Origin of the sequence: Rhizobium leucaenae USDA 9039 (assembly GCF_000426285.1) — a bacterium.
GTDB lineage: Bacteria > Pseudomonadota > Alphaproteobacteria > Rhizobiales > Rhizobiaceae > Rhizobium > Rhizobium leucaenae.
Map to the genome: position 1 here is coordinate 1 of NZ_AUFB01000058.1, position 16,201 is coordinate 16,201.

18 protein-coding genes and 2 tRNA genes are annotated in these 16,201 nt (G+C 57.7%); 12 read left to right on the forward strand and 8 right to left on the reverse strand.

Going from position 1 to position 16,201, the window contains the following annotated elements; genetic code table 11:
• From tuf to K290_RS0132100, 3 genes are all read right to left on the reverse strand, one after another.
• Positions 1–1,136, reverse strand: a 1,136-nt coding sequence (gene tuf / locus K290_RS0132090; RefSeq protein ID WP_028755296.1) for an elongation factor Tu, incomplete at its 3' end; no start/stop codon positions are given.
• A 469-nt stretch (positions 1,137–1,605) separates the two neighbouring features.
• A tRNA-Gly gene (locus K290_RS0132095) sits at positions 1,606–1,679 on the reverse strand.
• A 24-nt stretch (positions 1,680–1,703) separates the two neighbouring features.
• Positions 1,704–1,788, reverse strand: a tRNA-Tyr gene (locus tag K290_RS0132100).
• A 198-nt stretch (positions 1,789–1,986) separates the two neighbouring features.
• Here K290_RS0132100 and rlmB point away from each other — a divergent pair.
• Together rlmB and K290_RS0132110 are read left to right on the forward strand one after the other, a co-directional pair.
• Positions 1,987–2,895 carry a 23S rRNA (guanosine(2251)-2'-O)-methyltransferase RlmB gene (rlmB, locus tag K290_RS0132105; protein ID WP_028755297.1) on the forward strand — a complete coding sequence of 303 codons (909 nt, stop codon included), beginning with the start codon at positions 1,987–1,989 and terminating at the stop codon, positions 2,893–2,895.
• Between the two features lie 39 nt (positions 2,896–2,934).
• Positions 2,935–3,633 carry an AprI/Inh family metalloprotease inhibitor gene (locus K290_RS0132110; RefSeq protein WP_028755298.1) on the forward strand — a complete coding sequence of 233 codons (699 nt, stop codon included), beginning with the start codon at positions 2,935–2,937 and terminating at the stop codon, positions 3,631–3,633.
• Between the two features lie 52 nt (positions 3,634–3,685).
• Here K290_RS0132110 and K290_RS0132115 read toward each other — a convergent pair whose 3' ends face one another.
• The 3 genes from K290_RS0132115 to K290_RS36015 form a co-directional block, all read right to left on the reverse strand.
• Entirely contained in the window at positions 3,686–3,979 is a 294-nt protein-coding gene (locus tag K290_RS0132115; RefSeq protein WP_028755299.1) for a hypothetical protein, read from the reverse strand.
• A gap of 165 nt (positions 3,980–4,144) precedes the next feature.
• Entirely contained in the window at positions 4,145–4,414 is a 270-nt protein-coding gene (locus K290_RS0132120) for a hypothetical protein (RefSeq protein ID WP_028755300.1), read from the reverse strand.
• Between the two features lie 217 nt (positions 4,415–4,631).
• Complete coding sequence (locus K290_RS36015) at positions 4,632–5,672, reverse strand: tyrosine-type recombinase/integrase (protein ID WP_245276719.1); 1,041 nt, start codon at positions 5,670–5,672, stop codon at positions 4,632–4,634.
• Positions 5,673–6,047: 375 nt separating this feature from the next.
• Here K290_RS36015 and K290_RS0132135 point away from each other — a divergent pair, with 375 nt between their 5' ends.
• The 3 genes from K290_RS0132135 (at position 6,048) to K290_RS0132150 (ending at position 8,638) form a co-directional block, all read left to right on the forward strand.
• Complete coding sequence (locus K290_RS0132135; RefSeq protein WP_028755302.1) at positions 6,048–6,251, forward strand: helix-turn-helix domain-containing protein; 204 nt, start codon at positions 6,048–6,050, stop codon at positions 6,249–6,251.
• Positions 6,248–6,472 (forward strand): hypothetical protein, encoded by a 225-nt coding sequence (locus tag K290_RS0132140; RefSeq protein ID WP_028755303.1) that lies wholly within the window; start codon positions 6,248–6,250, stop codon positions 6,470–6,472. Before K290_RS0132135 ends, K290_RS0132140 begins: the two co-directional genes overlap by 4 nt.
• 330 nt (positions 6,473–6,802) lie before the next feature.
• The gene (locus K290_RS0132150) at positions 6,803–8,638 is read left to right on the forward strand and encodes an AAA family ATPase (RefSeq protein ID WP_051264276.1); all 1,836 of its coding nucleotides are present in this window, start codon (positions 6,803–6,805) and stop codon (positions 8,636–8,638) included.
• 318 nt (positions 8,639–8,956) lie between these two features.
• On the opposite strand, the gene K290_RS0132155 is transcribed toward K290_RS0132150, so the two are convergent.
• Positions 8,957–9,622, reverse strand: a complete 666-nt coding sequence (locus tag K290_RS0132155; RefSeq protein ID WP_028755306.1) for a DUF4145 domain-containing protein — start codon at positions 9,620–9,622, stop codon at positions 8,957–8,959.
• An 878-nt stretch (positions 9,623–10,500) separates the two neighbouring features.
• Between K290_RS0132155 and K290_RS0132160 the strand changes: the two genes are divergently transcribed.
• From K290_RS0132160 to K290_RS0132185, 6 genes are all read left to right on the forward strand, one after another.
• Entirely contained in the window at positions 10,501–11,274 is a 774-nt protein-coding gene (locus tag K290_RS0132160; RefSeq protein WP_028755307.1) for a hypothetical protein, read from the forward strand.
• A 150-nt stretch (positions 11,275–11,424) separates the two neighbouring features.
• Positions 11,425–11,955: a hypothetical protein gene (locus K290_RS0132165; protein WP_028755308.1), complete on the forward strand. Its 531-nt coding sequence runs from the start codon at positions 11,425–11,427 to the stop codon at positions 11,953–11,955.
• Positions 11,933–12,574 (forward strand): hypothetical protein, encoded by a 642-nt coding sequence (locus K290_RS0132170; RefSeq protein ID WP_154668705.1) that lies wholly within the window; start codon positions 11,933–11,935, stop codon positions 12,572–12,574. Before K290_RS0132165 ends, K290_RS0132170 begins: the two co-directional genes overlap by 23 nt.
• Positions 12,571–12,804: a hypothetical protein gene (locus K290_RS0132175; protein WP_154668706.1), complete on the forward strand. Its 234-nt coding sequence runs from the start codon at positions 12,571–12,573 to the stop codon at positions 12,802–12,804. The genes K290_RS0132170 and K290_RS0132175 overlap by 4 nt, the downstream gene beginning before the upstream one ends.
• Positions 12,804–13,307 carry an HK97 family phage prohead protease gene (locus tag K290_RS0132180; RefSeq protein ID WP_028755311.1) on the forward strand — a complete coding sequence of 168 codons (504 nt, stop codon included), beginning with the start codon at positions 12,804–12,806 and terminating at the stop codon, positions 13,305–13,307. Before K290_RS0132175 ends, K290_RS0132180 begins: the two co-directional genes overlap by 1 nt.
• A 129-nt stretch (positions 13,308–13,436) precedes the next feature.
• Entirely contained in the window at positions 13,437–13,778 is a 342-nt protein-coding gene (locus K290_RS0132185; RefSeq protein ID WP_028755312.1) for a P27 family phage terminase small subunit, read from the forward strand.
• 308 nt (positions 13,779–14,086) lie between these two features.
• Here the strand turns inward: K290_RS0132185 and K290_RS38820 are convergent, their stop codons facing one another.
• Positions 14,087–14,212 carry a hypothetical protein gene (locus K290_RS38820; protein WP_280751134.1) on the reverse strand — a complete coding sequence of 42 codons (126 nt, stop codon included), beginning with the start codon at positions 14,210–14,212 and terminating at the stop codon, positions 14,087–14,089.
• Positions 14,213–14,373: 161 nt separating this feature from the next.
• Between K290_RS38820 and K290_RS0132200 the strand changes: the two genes are divergently transcribed.
• A complete protein-coding gene (locus tag K290_RS0132200) occupies positions 14,374–16,122 on the forward strand; it encodes a hypothetical protein (protein ID WP_028755313.1) in 1,749 nt (582 codons plus the stop codon).
• Positions 16,123–16,201 lie beyond the last annotated feature (79 nt).

Sequence of the window (16,201 nt, forward strand, 5' to 3'; positions counted from 1 at the left end):
CGGCCGCCTTCGCGGATAGCAAAGCGCAGCTTTTCTTCCATCGCGATCGGAACGATCAGTTCGACGTCAACCGTGATGTTGTCGCCAGGCATAACCATTTCCGTGCCTTCCGGAAGCGTCACGATACCCGTCACGTCCGTCGTGCGGAAGTAGAACTGCGGACGGTAGTTCGTGAAAAACGGCGTATGACGGCCGCCTTCTTCCTTCGTCAGGATGTAGGCTTCTGCCTTGAACTTCTTGTGCGGCTTGACAGTGCCCGGCTTGCAAAGGATCTGGCCACGCTCGACGCCGTCACGGTTCACACCGCGGATCAGCGCGCCGATGTTGTCGCCGGCCTGACCCTGGTCGAGCAGCTTGCGGAACATTTCAACGCCGGTAACCGTCGTCTTCGAGGTCGGACGAATGCCGACGATCTCGACTTCTTCACCAACCTTGACGATGCCACGCTCGACGCGGCCCGTCACAACCGTACCACGGCCGGAGATCGAGAACACGTCTTCGATCGGCATCAGGAACGGCTGGTCGATCGGGCGCTCAGGCGTCGGGATGTAGGCGTCAACCGCTGCCATCAGCTCGCGGATCGCGTCTTCGCCGATCTTCTTGTCGCTGTCTTCCAGTGCAGCAAGCGCCGAACCCTTGACAACCGGAATGTCGTCGCCCGGGAAGTCGTAGGACGACAGAAGTTCGCGAACTTCAAGCTCGACGAGCTCCAGAAGCTCGGCGTCGTCAACCTGATCGACCTTGTTCAGGAACACAACGATCGCCGGAACGCCGACCTGGCGGGCGAGCAGGATATGTTCGCGCGTCTGCGGCATCGGGCCGTCAGCGGCCGAGCAAACCAGGATCGCGCCGTCCATCTGCGCAGCACCCGTGATCATGTTCTTCACATAGTCGGCGTGGCCGGGGCAGTCGACGTGCGCGTAGTGACGAGCAGGCGTCTCATATTCAACGTGTGCCGTCGAAATCGTGATGCCGCGTGCCTTTTCTTCCGGTGCCGCGTCGATCTGGTCATACGCCTTGAACTCACCGAAGAACTTCGTGATCGCTGCCGTCAGAGACGTCTTGCCGTGGTCAACGTGGCCGATCGTGCCGATGTTAACGTGCGGCTTATTGCGCTCAAACTTACTCTTTGCCATTTGAATGCTTCCTGTGAACGTAAATGGGTGACCCCGGCGAACCGGTTTAGTGCCGCCGTTTAAGGCTTTCATCGCGTTTGCGCAAGACTTAATTGCAGGCCCTATTCTTGGCGAAGTGTAGCCGATGGCGGACAATGCGCGCCGTCGATATTGATTCGCCGCGAAGGTTTCATCGGCCGATCCGGAAAGACGCAAAAGCATTTGCCGGTTCAGATGCTTAGATAGGGCCGCTGAGGAAATAGTTCCAGGTGTCCAAATGCACTCCCCGGAATTGAACACGCCTGTGGATCGCGAAACAACAAAAACGCCCTCCCCGATCAAGAAAAGGGTTCGAGGGATTGGCTTTTTGGAAGGAGATTTCTTTCCGAACGATATACCGCAATCCATCAGGAAGGTCGGCCGTTACCGAATGCACGGCAACAGGTCTGCGCAAGACCTATGCGACAATGAATTCAGCAATTGGAAATCTTGGAGCGGGTAGCGGGAATCGAACCCGCGTATTCAGCTTGGAAGGCTGCTGCTCTACCATTGAGCTATACCCGCGGGTGGCCAAGATCCTGCGCGGAATGGTGGAGGGAGTTGGATTTGAACCAACGTAGGCTGAGCCAACGGATTTACAGTCCGTCCCCTTTAACCACTCGGGCATCCCTCCAGTTTTCCGACTGGATCTTGCGACCAAGCTTGCTAGACCGGACGTCGCCGCCGCGATCTGCGCCGCGTATATGACCGTACCGTTTCCGTCTGTCAACATGAGGTTCGGGCAAAAATGACGAAAAAATTTCAACTTGCTGCAAAAGCCCACAGACGAAAGAGGACTATGCGCTCAAGGGCGCTCCCGCTATAAAGCCGCATGAGCAAAGACAGAACACCCGGCCGTTCCGGCCCCGAAAACAACGCCGGCGACAAGTCGGCCAAGGACACGCATTACGCCACCCTGCGGCGCGCGCACCGCGACGCCAAGCGCGAGCGCGGCGAAATCCCGACGCCGATGCCACAGAAGCGCAAGCGAGCAGGTGGGGAGGATTGGAAGCCGCCGGCGCTGGCCCCCGACCAGGTCTACCTCTACGGCCTTCATACGGTCCGCGCGGCGCTTGCCAATCCCGAACGGAAGAACATAAAGCTGTCGACGACGCAGAATGCGCTGGTGCGGCTGGAAATCGGACCGGCCGACGAACTCGGCATTCCCGTCGAAATCGTCTCGCCGCAGGATATCGACAAGGTGCTGGGTCCGGAAGCGATCCACCAGGGCGTGATGCTGGAGACGCGTCCCCTGCCCGTGCGCCGGCTGGAAGCGCTGAAGGACAGCCCGCTGCTGCTGGTTCTCGATCAGGTGACCGATCCGCATAATGTCGGCGCGATCATGCGCTCGGCCGTCGCCTTCGACGCCGGTGCCGTCATCACCACGCAGCGTCATAGCCCGACCGAATCGGGCGTGCTGGCCAAATCCGCTTCCGGCGCGCTGGAGCTAATCCCCTATATCCAGATCACCAATCTCGGCGACGCGCTCGGCGAGCTGCACCGCCTCGGCTTCGTCACCATCGGTCTTGATTCGGAAGGACCGGCGCCGCTCGAAGGCACGTTTTCGGGCGAGAAAGTCGCCCTGGTCCTCGGCTCCGAGGGCAAGGGGCTGCGCCAGAAGACGCGCGAAACGGTAAATGCGCTGGCGCGGCTCGACATGCCCGGTGCGATCAAATCACTCAACGTATCGAACGCGGCCGCGATCGCTCTCTATGCAGCGCGGTCCTATCTGAAAATCTAGCGGTACTGGGGCTGCCGCAGCAGATTTGGGGGAATTGCCTTGATCCGCACGTTTTGTTTTGCGGCGGCTTCTGCCGCCTTTATTCTCGCCGCCGGGCAACCGGCTGCTGCCGCCGACGACGAACTTATCAAATCGCAGGCCGGCTCATGGCTGCTGGCGCCCGAAAGCGGCGCAAAAGGCTGCCGCCTCACCTTCGAAACCAGCCCCGCGAGCGGCGGCTACGCCATTAGCGGCGCGGATGCCTGCGCGACCGCCCTGCCCGCCTATGCCAAGGCGGCCGCCTGGAATTTCAGCGATGACGGCACGCTTAATCTCATGGACGCGAGCCAGAAGGTGGTGGCGCGTTTCCAGGAAGAAGAAGGTTCGCCCTGGGAAAGCGAGGACGGCGATCCGACGTGGCTGTTGCCGGCGCTTGGAGACGTCGACCATGTTCCAACCGTCGCAAGTCTCGCCGGTACCTGGCAGATCCAGCAGCCGGGCGGCAAACTCATCTGCAACGTCACTCTGTCCGGCGATGCCGACCAGGACGGTACACCGAAAATGTCTCCGGGCGGTGACTGCCCCGCAGACATTCGCGATCTCAAGCTCTCCCTTTGGGCGATGGAGGGTTTTGGTCTGGTGATGATGGGCACTGACGGCTCTTCGCTCTCCTTCGATATGCGGCCGGATGGCAGCTTTCAGAAATCCGAGGAGGAAGAGGGAGAACCGATGGTGCTGGTCCGCAAGCAAGGCAGCTAAGGGCCCCGCCTAAGTGTGACATTCTGGAGCGCACTATCGGTGCCACCAGCGGTCAGCGCACCGCAATCGGCTGCGGACGCCAAGCCGATTGCTGCCACGGCGACCGCTCCGTGACCGGGCATCCATCCTGCAGCTTCGACCAGGAGGTGACGTTGAGGTTCATCTCGCATTGCGCGAGATAGCTTTTGCCGTCCACGGTCATGCAAGCGATTTCGCCGACCGCGTGCAGCTTTCCGTCCGTGTTTTTGCAATAGCAATTCTGCCCACCCAATGCCGGTGCACTTGCAGGCAGCGCAATCAAAACAAGCGACAATCCCAAGACAATATGCCTGAATGCCCTGCGCATGGACGTTCCCTCGCCCGCGTTGAGGGCAAAGAGTGTATGCCTATTTTAGACGTTGTAAATGCGCCCATTTCCGACCGATTCCCGGCCGAGTTTCCGCCTAGTCGTCGAGGTCAGCCATGCGCCGGCCGATGAAGCGCATATAATCCAACCAAGCGCCGTTGCAGCTCAGTGAATTGCCGGATCCGAATCATCGAAGAATGTTCTGATCCCATCGCGCGCGATTGTCGCCAGGAACTCATCGAAGGCTTCGCGGTCCGTCGCGAAGGGCTCTTCCCATTCTATGAGGTCCTCCTCCGGCGTGATGACTTCCATCCGCCAGTCTTCCTGCGTGCCTGCGGGGCGGAAGATATCGACGAGCACGGTCACATCGTCTTCCGTAAATTCACCGGAGAGCTCGGAATGTTCGAGTTTGGGCTTCTTGGGCTTAAGGGTCATATCTTCCCACATGCAGCGATGACGAGAATCGTAAGTTAGTGATCATCGCAAGCATTTCAAAGGCAGCGACGTTTCAATTGCATGAAGGAGCCGCCGATTTTGGGCAGCAACCGCAAGAAGATAAACAACTCGGGCAAATCATTGGATAGAAATGGTGCCCCCGGCAGGGTTCGAACCCGCGACCCCCTGATTACAAATCAAGATGGAAAGCCTTATACTACAGGGATTCTACAGCGTCATGCGCCATTTGTGCGCCATCGCCAAAAATAGAGGACGATATCTGATCCATGACGTTACGGTGCGTGTCGCTGGGAAACAGGTGACCATAACGGCTCATCGTGACAGCCAAGGACGAATGGCCGGCGAACGTCTGGACGGTCTTTGGCTGCAGACCAGCTTCGATCCAAAGCGATATCGCAAAGTGGCGGAGCGCATGCCAATTGAACGCTTTGAACTTTCGACCGTCTTCCTCTGCCTTAGTGGCCGTGGCGGTTAGGAGTGGTCGGAACTCGCGCTTAAGAATGTTCTTATGATCAAGGAACCCGCCTTTGGAGTCAGGGAAAACTAGATCGTCCGCTTCTGAGCTTTTGGCGGCATCCTTCCACTTCCGAAGCTCGGCCAGCATGGCGGATGAAAGAGGCACTTGCCGGATGCCTGCTACTGATTTGGTTGTGTCCTCATTCTTATAGGCGTCGACGCGGCCATCAACGGTTAACTCTCCTGCATTGAAGGCCACGTGCTTCCAGCGGAGAGCGTAAAGCTCAGAGGCGCGAACGCCAGCCGATGCGGATAACCGCATTCGAACGGCAAGGCTTCCCTTGGCTTGAGCGAGGGCAGCGGCTAGATCCGACTTTGATGGCGGCACGACCTTCTTGGAGCCTTCGCCACGCTTGCCGGTGACACGGATATTTGCGGCTGGGTTAATGGCCATGAGGTCATTGCCCACGGCATTTTGGAACACGCGGGATAGGCTGCCGAGAATACGGCGGGTAGTAACGACTCCGACGCCCGCCTCGCGCAGACGATCGCGGAAGTCGCTTACGACTTTTGCCGTTGCCTGGGAAAGCTTCACCGCGCCTATGCCGCCGTCAAAAATGATTCGGGTCTTTTCCGGCTGCTTTGCGCGATGCTCTTCTGTCGGCGCCACGTAATTCCGCAACTGACCCTCGACTGTCCTATAGTAGTGTTCCGTCACATGCTCGCCGCGGTCACGGCGACCGGCTAGCAGCTTCAGATAATCTGCAACGGCGTCTTCCACAGTGGTCGTCGCTGCATCGGCACGATAGGTACCGACAACGACTTGGTGAGTTACCTCGGTACGTCGCGCCTCTGCGTCGCGCTTCTTGTCGTGCTGCTCCTTATGCCGTTTGCCAGCGGCATCGGTATATGCAAGCACCCACGCCTCGCGCTGCTCGCCCTTGCTGGTCTTCCACCGTCTCTTAGTGATTGTAGCCATCTTTGACCCCCTGATACAATGGCGCACAGGAAAGCACGGCATAATTCGGCAATCAAGGGCGAACCTTGACATTTTTGTCAGTTTACAACATTATTGGAAAAATGAATTGGGCACACCAATCCACTCTTGAAAGTACATGTAAACTGAAAAGCTGTCAATACAAAAAAGGAGAAAAAATTGGAATCTGCAAATGACAACCAAGTGGGGGGCGATTTGCTGATGGGCGCCGACGCAATCGCTCGCTTCTTAGGTATTACTCGCCGGCAAACCTACCGGTTGGTCTATGATGGCATCGTGCCATCCTTCAAACTTGGTGGCACCGTCGCGGCCCGCAAGTCGTCGCTCGCCAAATGGATGGCCGAAATTGAGGTGGCGGCATGACCGAATTCAGGATCACCAATTTCAAGCTCGTTCCACCGATTAATCCTGTCACAACATCGGCAATCTTCGACATCGAATTCAGCGGCGGCACCGTGGCGCGCGGCGTAAGCATGCTGGACAACGGCACGTATATTCGCCTCTTGGGCATTGAGCCCTCACCCGAGCAGCGGCAAGAAATTCTCGATGCCGCCCTGGCAGAAGCCAAACTCCACCAGCGATAACCGCCTAACCACCAACCACCCAATCACATCAACCACCTGCCGGCACCCGTCTGCGGGCCGCGTTTCTGCGCTTTGAAAGGAGAGAGATGAAAATTGCCGATTTGCGGCGCCTCAACGGCCCGCCATCCGCTAAAGGCTTCAGAGCCCTGGCCCGGTTTAGTTTGGTCGTAGCCGACGGCTTCCGACTCTACGACTACGAGCTCGTGCAAGCTCCAAGCGGACAGCTTGAGGTGTATCCGCCTCCGTGTCGCGGCGGACGCACCGCCGCCATGTCACCCGCCGTTCGCAGGCAAATCGCGGACCTCGCCGAAAACATTTTGAAAGAGCACCATGACCAGCAGCATAGCGTCCAAGGCGCCTAAGCCTCTTACCATCACCGAAGCATTCGCAACGGGTGACATCAACGAAATTGCGGCGATCTATTACGGCGTTCTGGATCGCATTATTGACCACCAACACGCTTCGGCCGACATCGTAGTCGCCCCCGCCAAGGAAGACGGCCAGCCCGATTGGGATCAAGCAAGCCCACTCAATCTCGAAAAGCCATCAAGCGACTCCGGACCTGCCGACATGGCGGAAGCGCGACGCTGGGCTATTCTTATCGATGACATCGATGCTTGCGACGGTGGCACCTCGTTGCTCCTCAACATCGACCCAGCCAGCGGCGAGCCGATTATCGAACAGATCGCGGGACCGAACACCGACCGCGACATCGCGATACGTGTTCTGTGCCGCGACATAGCAGCGAAACCAACGCGAAAACCTTTTGAGCTCGGCAAACTGGCACAGGGAATTCTTGATGCCTGGGAAGCGAGCAAGGCGCCGCCACCTGCAGCTAACGACAACGAGCCCGCCATTGATCCGCGCCTGATAGCATTCGGCGATGCTTATGGGGGCGAGATCCGCGGCACCACGCTGTTTGGCGCGACGGTCGACGGCAAGCGCGGGCAGATATCGTTTTCTGCTGCAGGCCAAGCGTGGCTTTATACGATAAACGGCGCAAGTCGCATTAGCTTGCCCAAAAAGACCCCAGGTGCGATTTCAGCGACATCTTGGAAGTTGCTAGATCCAAAATCCATCCCTCCCCGCGAGTGGCTGTATGGTCACCATTACATCCGCAAATTCGTCTCAGTAACAGTCTCACCAGGCGGTGTTGGAAAGACATCACTCGGTATGGGCGAGGCGCTTTCTATGGCGACGGGTCGCGAGCTGTTCGGCGCCAAGGTGCATCAGCGCTCCAGAGTTTGGATTTGGAACGGTGAGGATCCGCAGGAAGAACTTGATAGGCGTTTAACGGCAGCATGCCTTCACTATGGCATTGCGGCTCACGAGATCGACGGGATGCTTTTTGTCGATAGTGGCCGCAACATGCCGCTAATAACGGCCCGACAGACAAAAGACGGCGCGCAGATCGCTATGCCCGTCGTTGATCGCCTTTGTGAAGAGATCGCAAGCAAGGGCATAGACGTGATGATCGTAGACCCCTTCGTTTCGTCGCACGCGATAACCGAGAACGACAACATGGCGATGGATGCGGTTGTTAAGCAGGCATGGGCAACGATCGCCGATAGAACGAATTGCTCCATAGATCTGGTGCACCATGCAAAGAAGATGGGCGGCCAGGAAGTAACGGCGGAAAGCGCGCGCGGTGGCGTAGCTCTTATCGGTGCGGCACGTGCGGCACGCGTTCTCAATCCCATGACTGCAGACGAAGCGAAAAGTGTGAACGTAGAAAATCGGCGCCTGCACTTCCGAGAAACCGACGCGAAATCGAACCTAGCGCCGCCGTCTGAGAAATCGATCTGGTATAAGATGCAAGGCCACGACTTGGGTAATGCCACCAATGAGCGGCCAGCCGACAACGTTGGCGTCGCGACGGTGTGGTTATGGCCATCCGCTACCGAGGGATTGAAAGTATCTGATCTGCTCGCCGTCCAGAAAATAATCAACGCGGGCAGCTATAAGGACTCGGTTCAGGCTGCAAATTGGGCCGGGCATGCCGTGGCAGAGGCACTGGGGCTGGACGCCGAGACCAACAAGGGCCGCATCAAGGCACTCCTCAAAGTCTGGAAGGCTTCGGGCGCCTTAGTTGTCGAGCAGAAGGAAGACAGTAACCGCAAGCTGACACCTCATATTGTGGTCGGAGAATGGGCGTACGACACCTGATTTCTGCGCCACCTTGCGTCACCTTGCGCGACTTTGCGCCACCTCGATTTTTGAGGTGGCAACCTGTTGAAATCATTGCCTTTGCGTCACTGCGCCACTTGCGGCACCCCCTTTATGAGGGGTGCGCAGGTGGAGCGTGCAGCAATGAAGGTGAAGTGGCGCACCCATTCCCCAAAATAGAAGGAAACCACATGAACCCAAACCCAGACAGACCACTCCGCGGCCGGCGCATCTCCTGGGCCGAATTCACAGCGCTGACCGGGCAGCCCAAGCCTGATTACGCGGCGCTAGCGGCGAATGATAATCGACCTGTATCACTCACGGAGACCGAACGCCCGCAGCAATCTGTTTGGCCTTCACAGCGGCAACCCTCGCAGGACGAACAAAAAAGCGATCAAGAAGGTCGTTACTGAGATCCTCAAGAGCCTCGGCTTCCTCAGCCGTGTATGGATCGATATCATGCGCAGCATCGTTGCCGTCTAGGGCTGCAACGTCCGCTAGTTCCACTATATCCTGTTCCAGTATTTTCATTTCGCCGAGTGACTTAATGCGCACCCTCAACGCATCTGCAGGTTTCTTACCTGTAAGCCGGCCGTCATGCTGGTAGATGTATTTGGTGGCGACATCAAGAGCCTTACGGTACATAGCGCCTGCTGCTTCGTATCGCTGCATCTGACGACAGGCGTTCGCTTCGCGAAACAAGTCGGCAATTCGTTGAGGTACGGATGGATCGATTTTAACCTCATTTATCCCTACTATAATGCGGCTTTCAACTTCGCCGATTTCGTGCAGGTTTCGGTAAGATGAAGGCGTTTGTCCATTCCTCCGAAGTCGATAGTGATAGATACTAAGTTTTGAGCATGCTTGGCAGGCGAAAGCGAGCTCCCACTCGTAACCAAACTCATCCATCATCTGCTCGCCTATCAGAATGTGCTGGACATGGGTTCCTGGGCAGCGAATGCAATTCGTAATAATAAAACTCATAGGTTGGCTCCGCATGTATGGGCTGAGCTTCGCACATGGCTTGGAAGTCGTACAGAATGTTGATGCATCATCCACAAACCGAGTGTCAGCGCAGTAATTGTGGGCGCCCAGAGGGCGCACGACATCCCTACCATCGCCGCACCGCCTAGCGTCGCCCCAGCCTAACGATAGTGCTAACACAGTTTTTTCCTCGCGCGTGCGCAACGCGCGCACGAGAAATTATTGGGTTTTTAGCCCCATGCGATAGGGGGTGTCTCGCCGCTCTACGGCCGTCTGCCACCGTACCGGTGGCCTAAGAAAAAATGTGCATCCGCAAAATTCGAAATCCGCCTAGCAGGCCGGATAATCAAAAAATCAAAGAGTCAGAAAAAAGTGCGCATGGCTGCCACGCGGGTAAGGCGTAAGGTCGAAGTTTTCGAAACCAGGAACACCCCCTATGGGAGGGGTGGGTCGCCGTTCTCCGCCACTAGCCCGCCAAGCGTCCGCATCCCATAGCGATATCGCTAATACAGATTCTTCTACGTGCGCGCGCAAACGCGCGTGCGTACGCGTCGGGGCCACAGTCGCGAAAATAGGCTCACATCGCGGCAACGTTGGCCAGTGACGTGCGTCGATGTGTCGGCTAGGCGCGTTGATCATCCGACCCCCAGAAATCGCGCCTACGGGCTTCTGTGCCGAGATGCACATTTAGATACATCTGTCAAGGCCGCGTTGACAAATTTGTAAGTTTACACCAAAGTCACAATACCAAAACGAAGGCCACAAACGGCCCGCCACCAGCCGCCTAGCGGCACGCTGCCACCGAGGGAAATCATAATGTCATCATCCGCAACGCGGCTCGTCGCCGCGAACGATAATGTGCCGCGTAGGAGGGCCATATGAGCGTACCAACTAACCTACGCACAGCATCTTCGCGAGACACAGCCGAACGCTACGCAACCAAGTTACTGGCGGCCAATGACAACACGCCTCCGAAAGGCAGAGCTCCAGTTTACCGCGGCGGCCGGCCCGCTTTTAACTGGGCGGCCAAGCACGACGAATATGGCGCTGCTTGCCTATGGCTTATTGCCCGCAAACGCCTTCCGGATCCTGTCGTGGCGGCGAATGATAACGAGCCACAGCAAGGTGGGCTAGAAACCCGCAAAAACGGAGTGGCGCGCGGCAAGTCCAAATTCAAGGTTGCTCTAGGCGAGCACCTTAGCATTCCCGGCATAATCCCACGGCTTGGAGATGCCGAACCGCAGCCAGTCACCGCGTCCGGCTATAGCAGGCAGGACGTACGGCCGCAGAACGACGTGGAAGAGCTTTCAGACAACTTCCTGTCCTTTGGGGCTTGTGCCGATGCCGTCGCACCTGGCACCGACTTTATTGGGGCGGAAAGCGGATTGGGGACGCCACGGCCCGGAAAGTCGAAAGGCTCTCCGCTCAAAGCAGAAGAGCCGGACTTTGACGAGCCGCCGCCTGACGTTGATTATGTGATCGAACTGCTCATGGCGCGCGAAAACGTGGCGGGAGTTGGTGCGGCATTCGGCGCGCGAGGCCGGTACGCAGACAAAAAGGGTGCCGCAATGCTGGCCAAGGCCATGGCGTGGGCTAAAGCGCAGGTAGCGACAAGCAATTATCGTGCCAATGTTACAAATCATGTAGCGTAGTTTAGCTACGAAGTAGAAGTATCGAGTTTCAGCCGCCCACAAGGCGGCTTTTCATTTCCCGGTGCCGGCAGCGCACCTGCCCGCGATGGCTGCCCCGTCGCGGGCGTTTTTCTATCCCAAAACTTCACCCCCTAAATAGGAGGAACATTCATGGCCTCTGCTAAGCAGGCATGCCAAGCGCTCGATGACGCGCTCAGATTGCCGCCAAACACGGCTGCCGGGTATGCGCATCGTATCCGGGCGCAAGGCTTGATACCGGCGACACAAGGGAAGCCGGAGCAAATCTCTTCAGCCGAAATTGCCGCGATCCTGATTGCCGTTGTAACGAGCTCTGCGACGGTCGCTGAATATCTCGATCTGCATGCCATCAGCGGCGGCGCAACATTCCGAGAGACGTTGGCGCGGTTTATCGACAAACCATACGACTTGCTGGATCTTCGTATCGACACTGTCGCGCCAGGCGCTGTTCTGACGTTTCGCGGCCATGATCATGGCGTGCAGACGAAGGTATTTACGTCTGATGCGCCAACGACCCGTCCGGCGTTTCAGCGCGAGGTGCGCGTTACGCCAGACGTGCTTATCAGCCTCCACGCAGCCGTTGCCGCCGCCCCTGAAGTGCGAGCAGGCCGGCCACCCACGCGTGATCGCTACAGGCGATATGAACGTGCAACTATTTTCTAAAGGAAAACAAATGGCACCCAAAAAAATCACAGTGAAAAGCCTGTCGGAGGCCGATCCGATAGGCTACGCCCCTGCCCTCAGCCTCCGCGACTCGTTGCGGACAAAATCATCGGAGCTCGGTCAGGAGGAAACAGATATTCTTTTCCGCCTTAACAACGCGCCGCCGCTGGAAAACGTGCACAATGCCCGCGTTTCTGCCCTGCTCGGCGATGAGCCTGCTGATAATTGCGGCGCGCTCTCGTCCACCCGCGAGCGGCTATCGAAGATACACGGCGAGCGCCGCGATTTGCAGGCCGCTCTGGAGATAGCCGAAGGGCGCCTCGCAAAAGCCCGTCATCGGGCGTCTGCCGTGATTTGCGAAGATATCAAACCAGCCTACACCGCCGCTGTCAAAGACCTTGCCGCAAAGTTGATCGAAGCAGATGCAGCCCACCGCGAGCTCCTCAATATCATTGACGGGCTGAACGCCGCCGATATCTCGTGGACTGTCCACCTCCACCCCATGCAGGCGAGACCTATTTTCGGTGATCACAGCGGAAAGGTGGCAACCTGGCTTCGCGAAGCTGCGCGCGCTGGGTTCATCACGAAAAGCGATATTCCGAAGGAACTGCAACAGTGAAACTACACCTTGAATATTCCATGCGCGGAGTAGAGCGCGCAACCGCCCATGCGGGCAGCACCGAACGCGAACACCGTTTGGTGCCAACGCAGGTAAACGGCCGCAGCGAAATGTTGCCTGATAATCCTAAGGAAGTCGCGCGCATCCTAAAGGAACGCCGCGCGAAGAAATCGCCTGCGGCCAAGGCAAAAGAGCGGATGGCTGCGGCAATGAAGAAACGTGGCATTTAGTGGACGAAGGCCTATCGATCACCGGCCGCCGCATGGTCGGATACGCTTTACGCTGGCATGAGCCCGCATTCATCCGCGACGGCGGCCGCTGCTTTGAAGAGCGATTTGTCAAAAATGCCTTTACGCGATCCATAGCCGCCGGCCGAGTCAATCTTTGCCTCGATCACGATCGCAACGCCGTCGTCGCCAAGCAGTCGGACGGCACCCTGTCGTTAGTCGAGGACGCACACGGCCTTCGCATAGACGCGCTAGCCGCCGACACTGACATCGGAGACGTCGCGCTCAACGCGGTGCGTGGCAGATCCAGAGCGGGTCTGTCCGTCGGCTTTGAGCGGCCAGTATCAAGGTGGGCAAATACCAGCGACGGTCGCCAGCGCGTGGTCATCGATTGCGATTTGATTGAGGTATCGATCGTCCGCAATCCCGCCTATCCATCCGGCGAAGTTCACACCGGCAAGATGCGCATCGATGCCTTCGAGGCGCGATGGCGGGCCGAAGCGTAGGCGGGAGGGGTGCATCGCATCCCAAAATCGACGCGCGCCAAGGTACCGGTGGTGCCCAACAGCACGTATTCGCCTTGCCCCGGTTCGTTCCGTGAGACTTCCAGCACGATTTTGATAAAGGAGGCCGTAATGGGCCAAAAACACCGCATTCCTGACCATTTGCGGCCGGAAACGCGGAAATGGGCACGTGGAATCCTCACGGATTTCGACTTGGAAAGTCACCATTTTCGCCAATTAATTAAGACGTGCGAGGCATTTGACCGCTCCGAAGAGGCGCGCGAAATCCTCGCCAAGGACGGTTTGACCGTCGTTGACCGGTACGGAACGCCGAAAGCGCACCCTTGTGTTGGTATCGAGCGTGACGCACGCACCGCATTCTTCCGAGGACTTCGCGAACTCGCACTCGATGGCGTCGACGCACCAGAGGCGCCGCGCGCACCCCGCACCGCAGACTACGGGAATCGTCGCTGATGCCGGTCCGTCGACGAACAAACAGGCGGCGTGCCGGCGAAGCGGAAGCTTGGGCCGGATATTTCATGTCGGGGTGCGATTTCTTCGATGAACTCGAAGGAATCGGGCTGACTGAGAAAACAGCATGGCCTATCGCCGAAGCAACCTGGCGCCGCATCGGCGAAGATGTGGTCGCGCACATCGATGAGATGCACAGAGGCTTCTACCCGCCTCCGCGGCCATATTGGGCGGAGGAACAGTTCGGTCCACCCGTCACTCGCGGGAAGCGGCGGCGGTAGTCTCACGGCGTCGTAGTGGCGACCTAACCGCTAAATCAAAAACGAGCATCCCAGCGCAACGGCGAAGATACCGAACGGCAAGGCAAGCACCAGCGCTGCGCTGACCCACTCGCTCTCTGAAAGCCTTTTGGGCGCGTTGCCGTTGGCTACTTTCATTGTCGTCTTCCCCCGTTAGGCGCCCAGCATAGCCAGCATTTTAGGGCCGTCTAATCAAGGATGTTTTCGGCGCGTAACGCGGACGGCATTTCAAACCCGATCCCCAAAAATCTCACCCTTCCAGCCTGGCCGCGCGCCGGGCTTTCTCAATTGGAGAATCAATGAACTTTTCGCCAAATGCCCAAACGATTTGGGCTGACGGACCTGCGTTTGAGCCGACCCAGCCCTACAAACCAGACATCCGCAAATGGGGCACGGCGGTCGAGAACGCCATTTCTGCGCTAGCCTCTGGATCCGGCACCATTGCCAAGGACACGCGCGTAAACCTCTACGCAGACCTTGCGCATGACGCAGACACGATGGCGTGGGTCTATGCAGACACAACGACTGCCTACAACGGCATTTATCGCAAGAGTGGCGCGTCTGGCGCCGGTTCTTGGTCGCTTATCCTGCCGCTGCCGTATTCGTTCATCATCGCCTCTGACGTTGGCGTCGGCACGCCGAACGCTATTCAGGCAACAACCAGCATTCCTGTTAGTTCGTCGGCGCTGGTGTGGGTAACACTGGCTGACACCACTACGGCGAGCCCTGTAACTATCCAGTTCAATTCGGATTCTCTGCTCACGATCAAGACTAACACAGGCAACGATCCTGTGGTTGGCGGCCTGACTGCCGGGATGACTATTCTCGGGATTAAGTCGGGTACGACCTTTCGTCTTCTTAATGATCAGGTTTCCAGTGCGATCGTGGCTGCGGCAGAAGACGCGGCAGACCGCGCCGAGGCAGCAGCGGCTGGGGTTAATCTGCCGTCGGTTACCGTCTCCGATGCACGGAAGGTGCTTGAGGTTAAGGCTGATGGTTCCGGCTTTCAGGTGAAGCTTCCCTACTTCCGCCCATCAACGACCGACTCAACGATTGAACGAACTGTTGAAACCAAGTTGCGTGAATGGGCGTCAGTTGACGACTTCCGCAAGGGGTCGGACGTAGGATGGACGACGACGGCTCTTCGCGCTATCGCAGAACTTCAAGCAGCGGGCGGCGGCACCTTGCTTTTCCCGGGTCATGATTACGACATGGGGCCGACGCTGACGATTAATCCCGTAGCGTCTGGTGTCAACGCTGGTTGGCACAATATCATTCTTACGGGGGCTGGCTACGGTACGCGGTTGAAGTTTGACAACACCCTTACCGGCCAAGACGGCGTTGCTTGGGCCGGCTGGGGCGGCCGGTGCGGCATGCGTGACATGCAGATCATGACCGCATCTGGAAAGGGCGTGAATTGGAATGCCGCCGAGGTTCGCGGCGGCCCTAACTACATTTCTCGCTTCTTCATGGAAAACATGGTTGTCGATGGGTGCGCCGGCGACAACATTTCGTTCCTGCAAACCTATATGGGCATGATCCGAAACGTTGAGAGTCGGAACGGTGGCGCCTACGGTTTCAAATGCAACGGCACTCATACTTCCATGGCGTTCGAACGTTGTTGGGCGGGTGGCGATGCTGCTGCACCTAGCGGAGGTAACCAAGGCGGCTGGTATCTGAACGGCCTGTTGTATTCCTATCTAGAGGCGTGCGGCGCTGATTGGAACAATGGCCCAGGCTATATCATCAAAAATTCGCAGGGGCTTCGTCTTATTGCCTTCGGCGCTGAGAGCAACAAGCAAGAAGGCGTCCTTATCGTCTCAAGCACTGACGATAGCTCAAACCTGCCCATCGTCGGTTGCCAAGGCATAAGCATCGAAGGGTTTGGGGCCTACAACAACGGCAAACAAGCAGCTGGCACTTATGCGAATGCTGTCGGCGTCGTGACCGCAAATTCTCAAGACGTTTCGGTGAATATCCAAGGCGTCCGCGACATTCGAAACGATGTATCTGACCCGACGATCGTTCTTAACTGCGTATTCCGATGAAGCCGGCCATCGATTCCGATTTGAAGCCGGCCAGTCATTCCGATTTCATTCCGGCCGCCGTTCCGATTTGAAGCCGGCC

Bases quoted from the DNA above. Each gene is read 5' to 3' on its own strand.
- rlmB (WP_028755297.1), top strand. From the start codon at position 1,987: ATGAGCAAAGACAGAACACCCGGCCGTTCCGGCCCCGAAAACAACGCC.
- K290_RS0132115 (WP_028755299.1), bottom strand. From the start codon at position 3,979: ATGCGCAGGGCATTCAGGCATATTGTCTTGGGATTGTCGCTTGTTTTG.
- K290_RS0132120 (WP_028755300.1), bottom strand. From the start codon at position 4,414: ATGACCCTTAAGCCCAAGAAGCCCAAACTCGAACATTCCGAGCTCTCC.
- K290_RS0132140 (WP_028755303.1), top strand. From the start codon at position 6,248: ATGACCGAATTCAGGATCACCAATTTCAAGCTCGTTCCACCGATTAAT.
- K290_RS0132150 (WP_051264276.1), top strand. From the start codon at position 6,803: ATGACCAGCAGCATAGCGTCCAAGGCGCCTAAGCCTCTTACCATCACC.
- K290_RS0132155 (WP_028755306.1), bottom strand. From the start codon at position 9,622: ATGAGTTTTATTATTACGAATTGCATTCGCTGCCCAGGAACCCATGTC.
- K290_RS0132160 (WP_028755307.1), top strand. From the start codon at position 10,501: ATGAGCGTACCAACTAACCTACGCACAGCATCTTCGCGAGACACAGCC.
- K290_RS0132165 (WP_028755308.1), top strand. From the start codon at position 11,425: ATGGCCTCTGCTAAGCAGGCATGCCAAGCGCTCGATGACGCGCTCAGA.
- K290_RS0132170 (WP_154668705.1), top strand. From the start codon at position 11,933: ATGAACGTGCAACTATTTTCTAAAGGAAAACAAATGGCACCCAAAAAA.
- K290_RS0132185 (WP_028755312.1), top strand. From the start codon at position 13,437: ATGGGCCAAAAACACCGCATTCCTGACCATTTGCGGCCGGAAACGCGG.
- K290_RS38820 (WP_280751134.1), bottom strand. From the start codon at position 14,212: ATGAAAGTAGCCAACGGCAACGCGCCCAAAAGGCTTTCAGAGAGCGAG.
- K290_RS0132200 (WP_028755313.1), top strand. From the start codon at position 14,374: ATGAACTTTTCGCCAAATGCCCAAACGATTTGGGCTGACGGACCTGCG.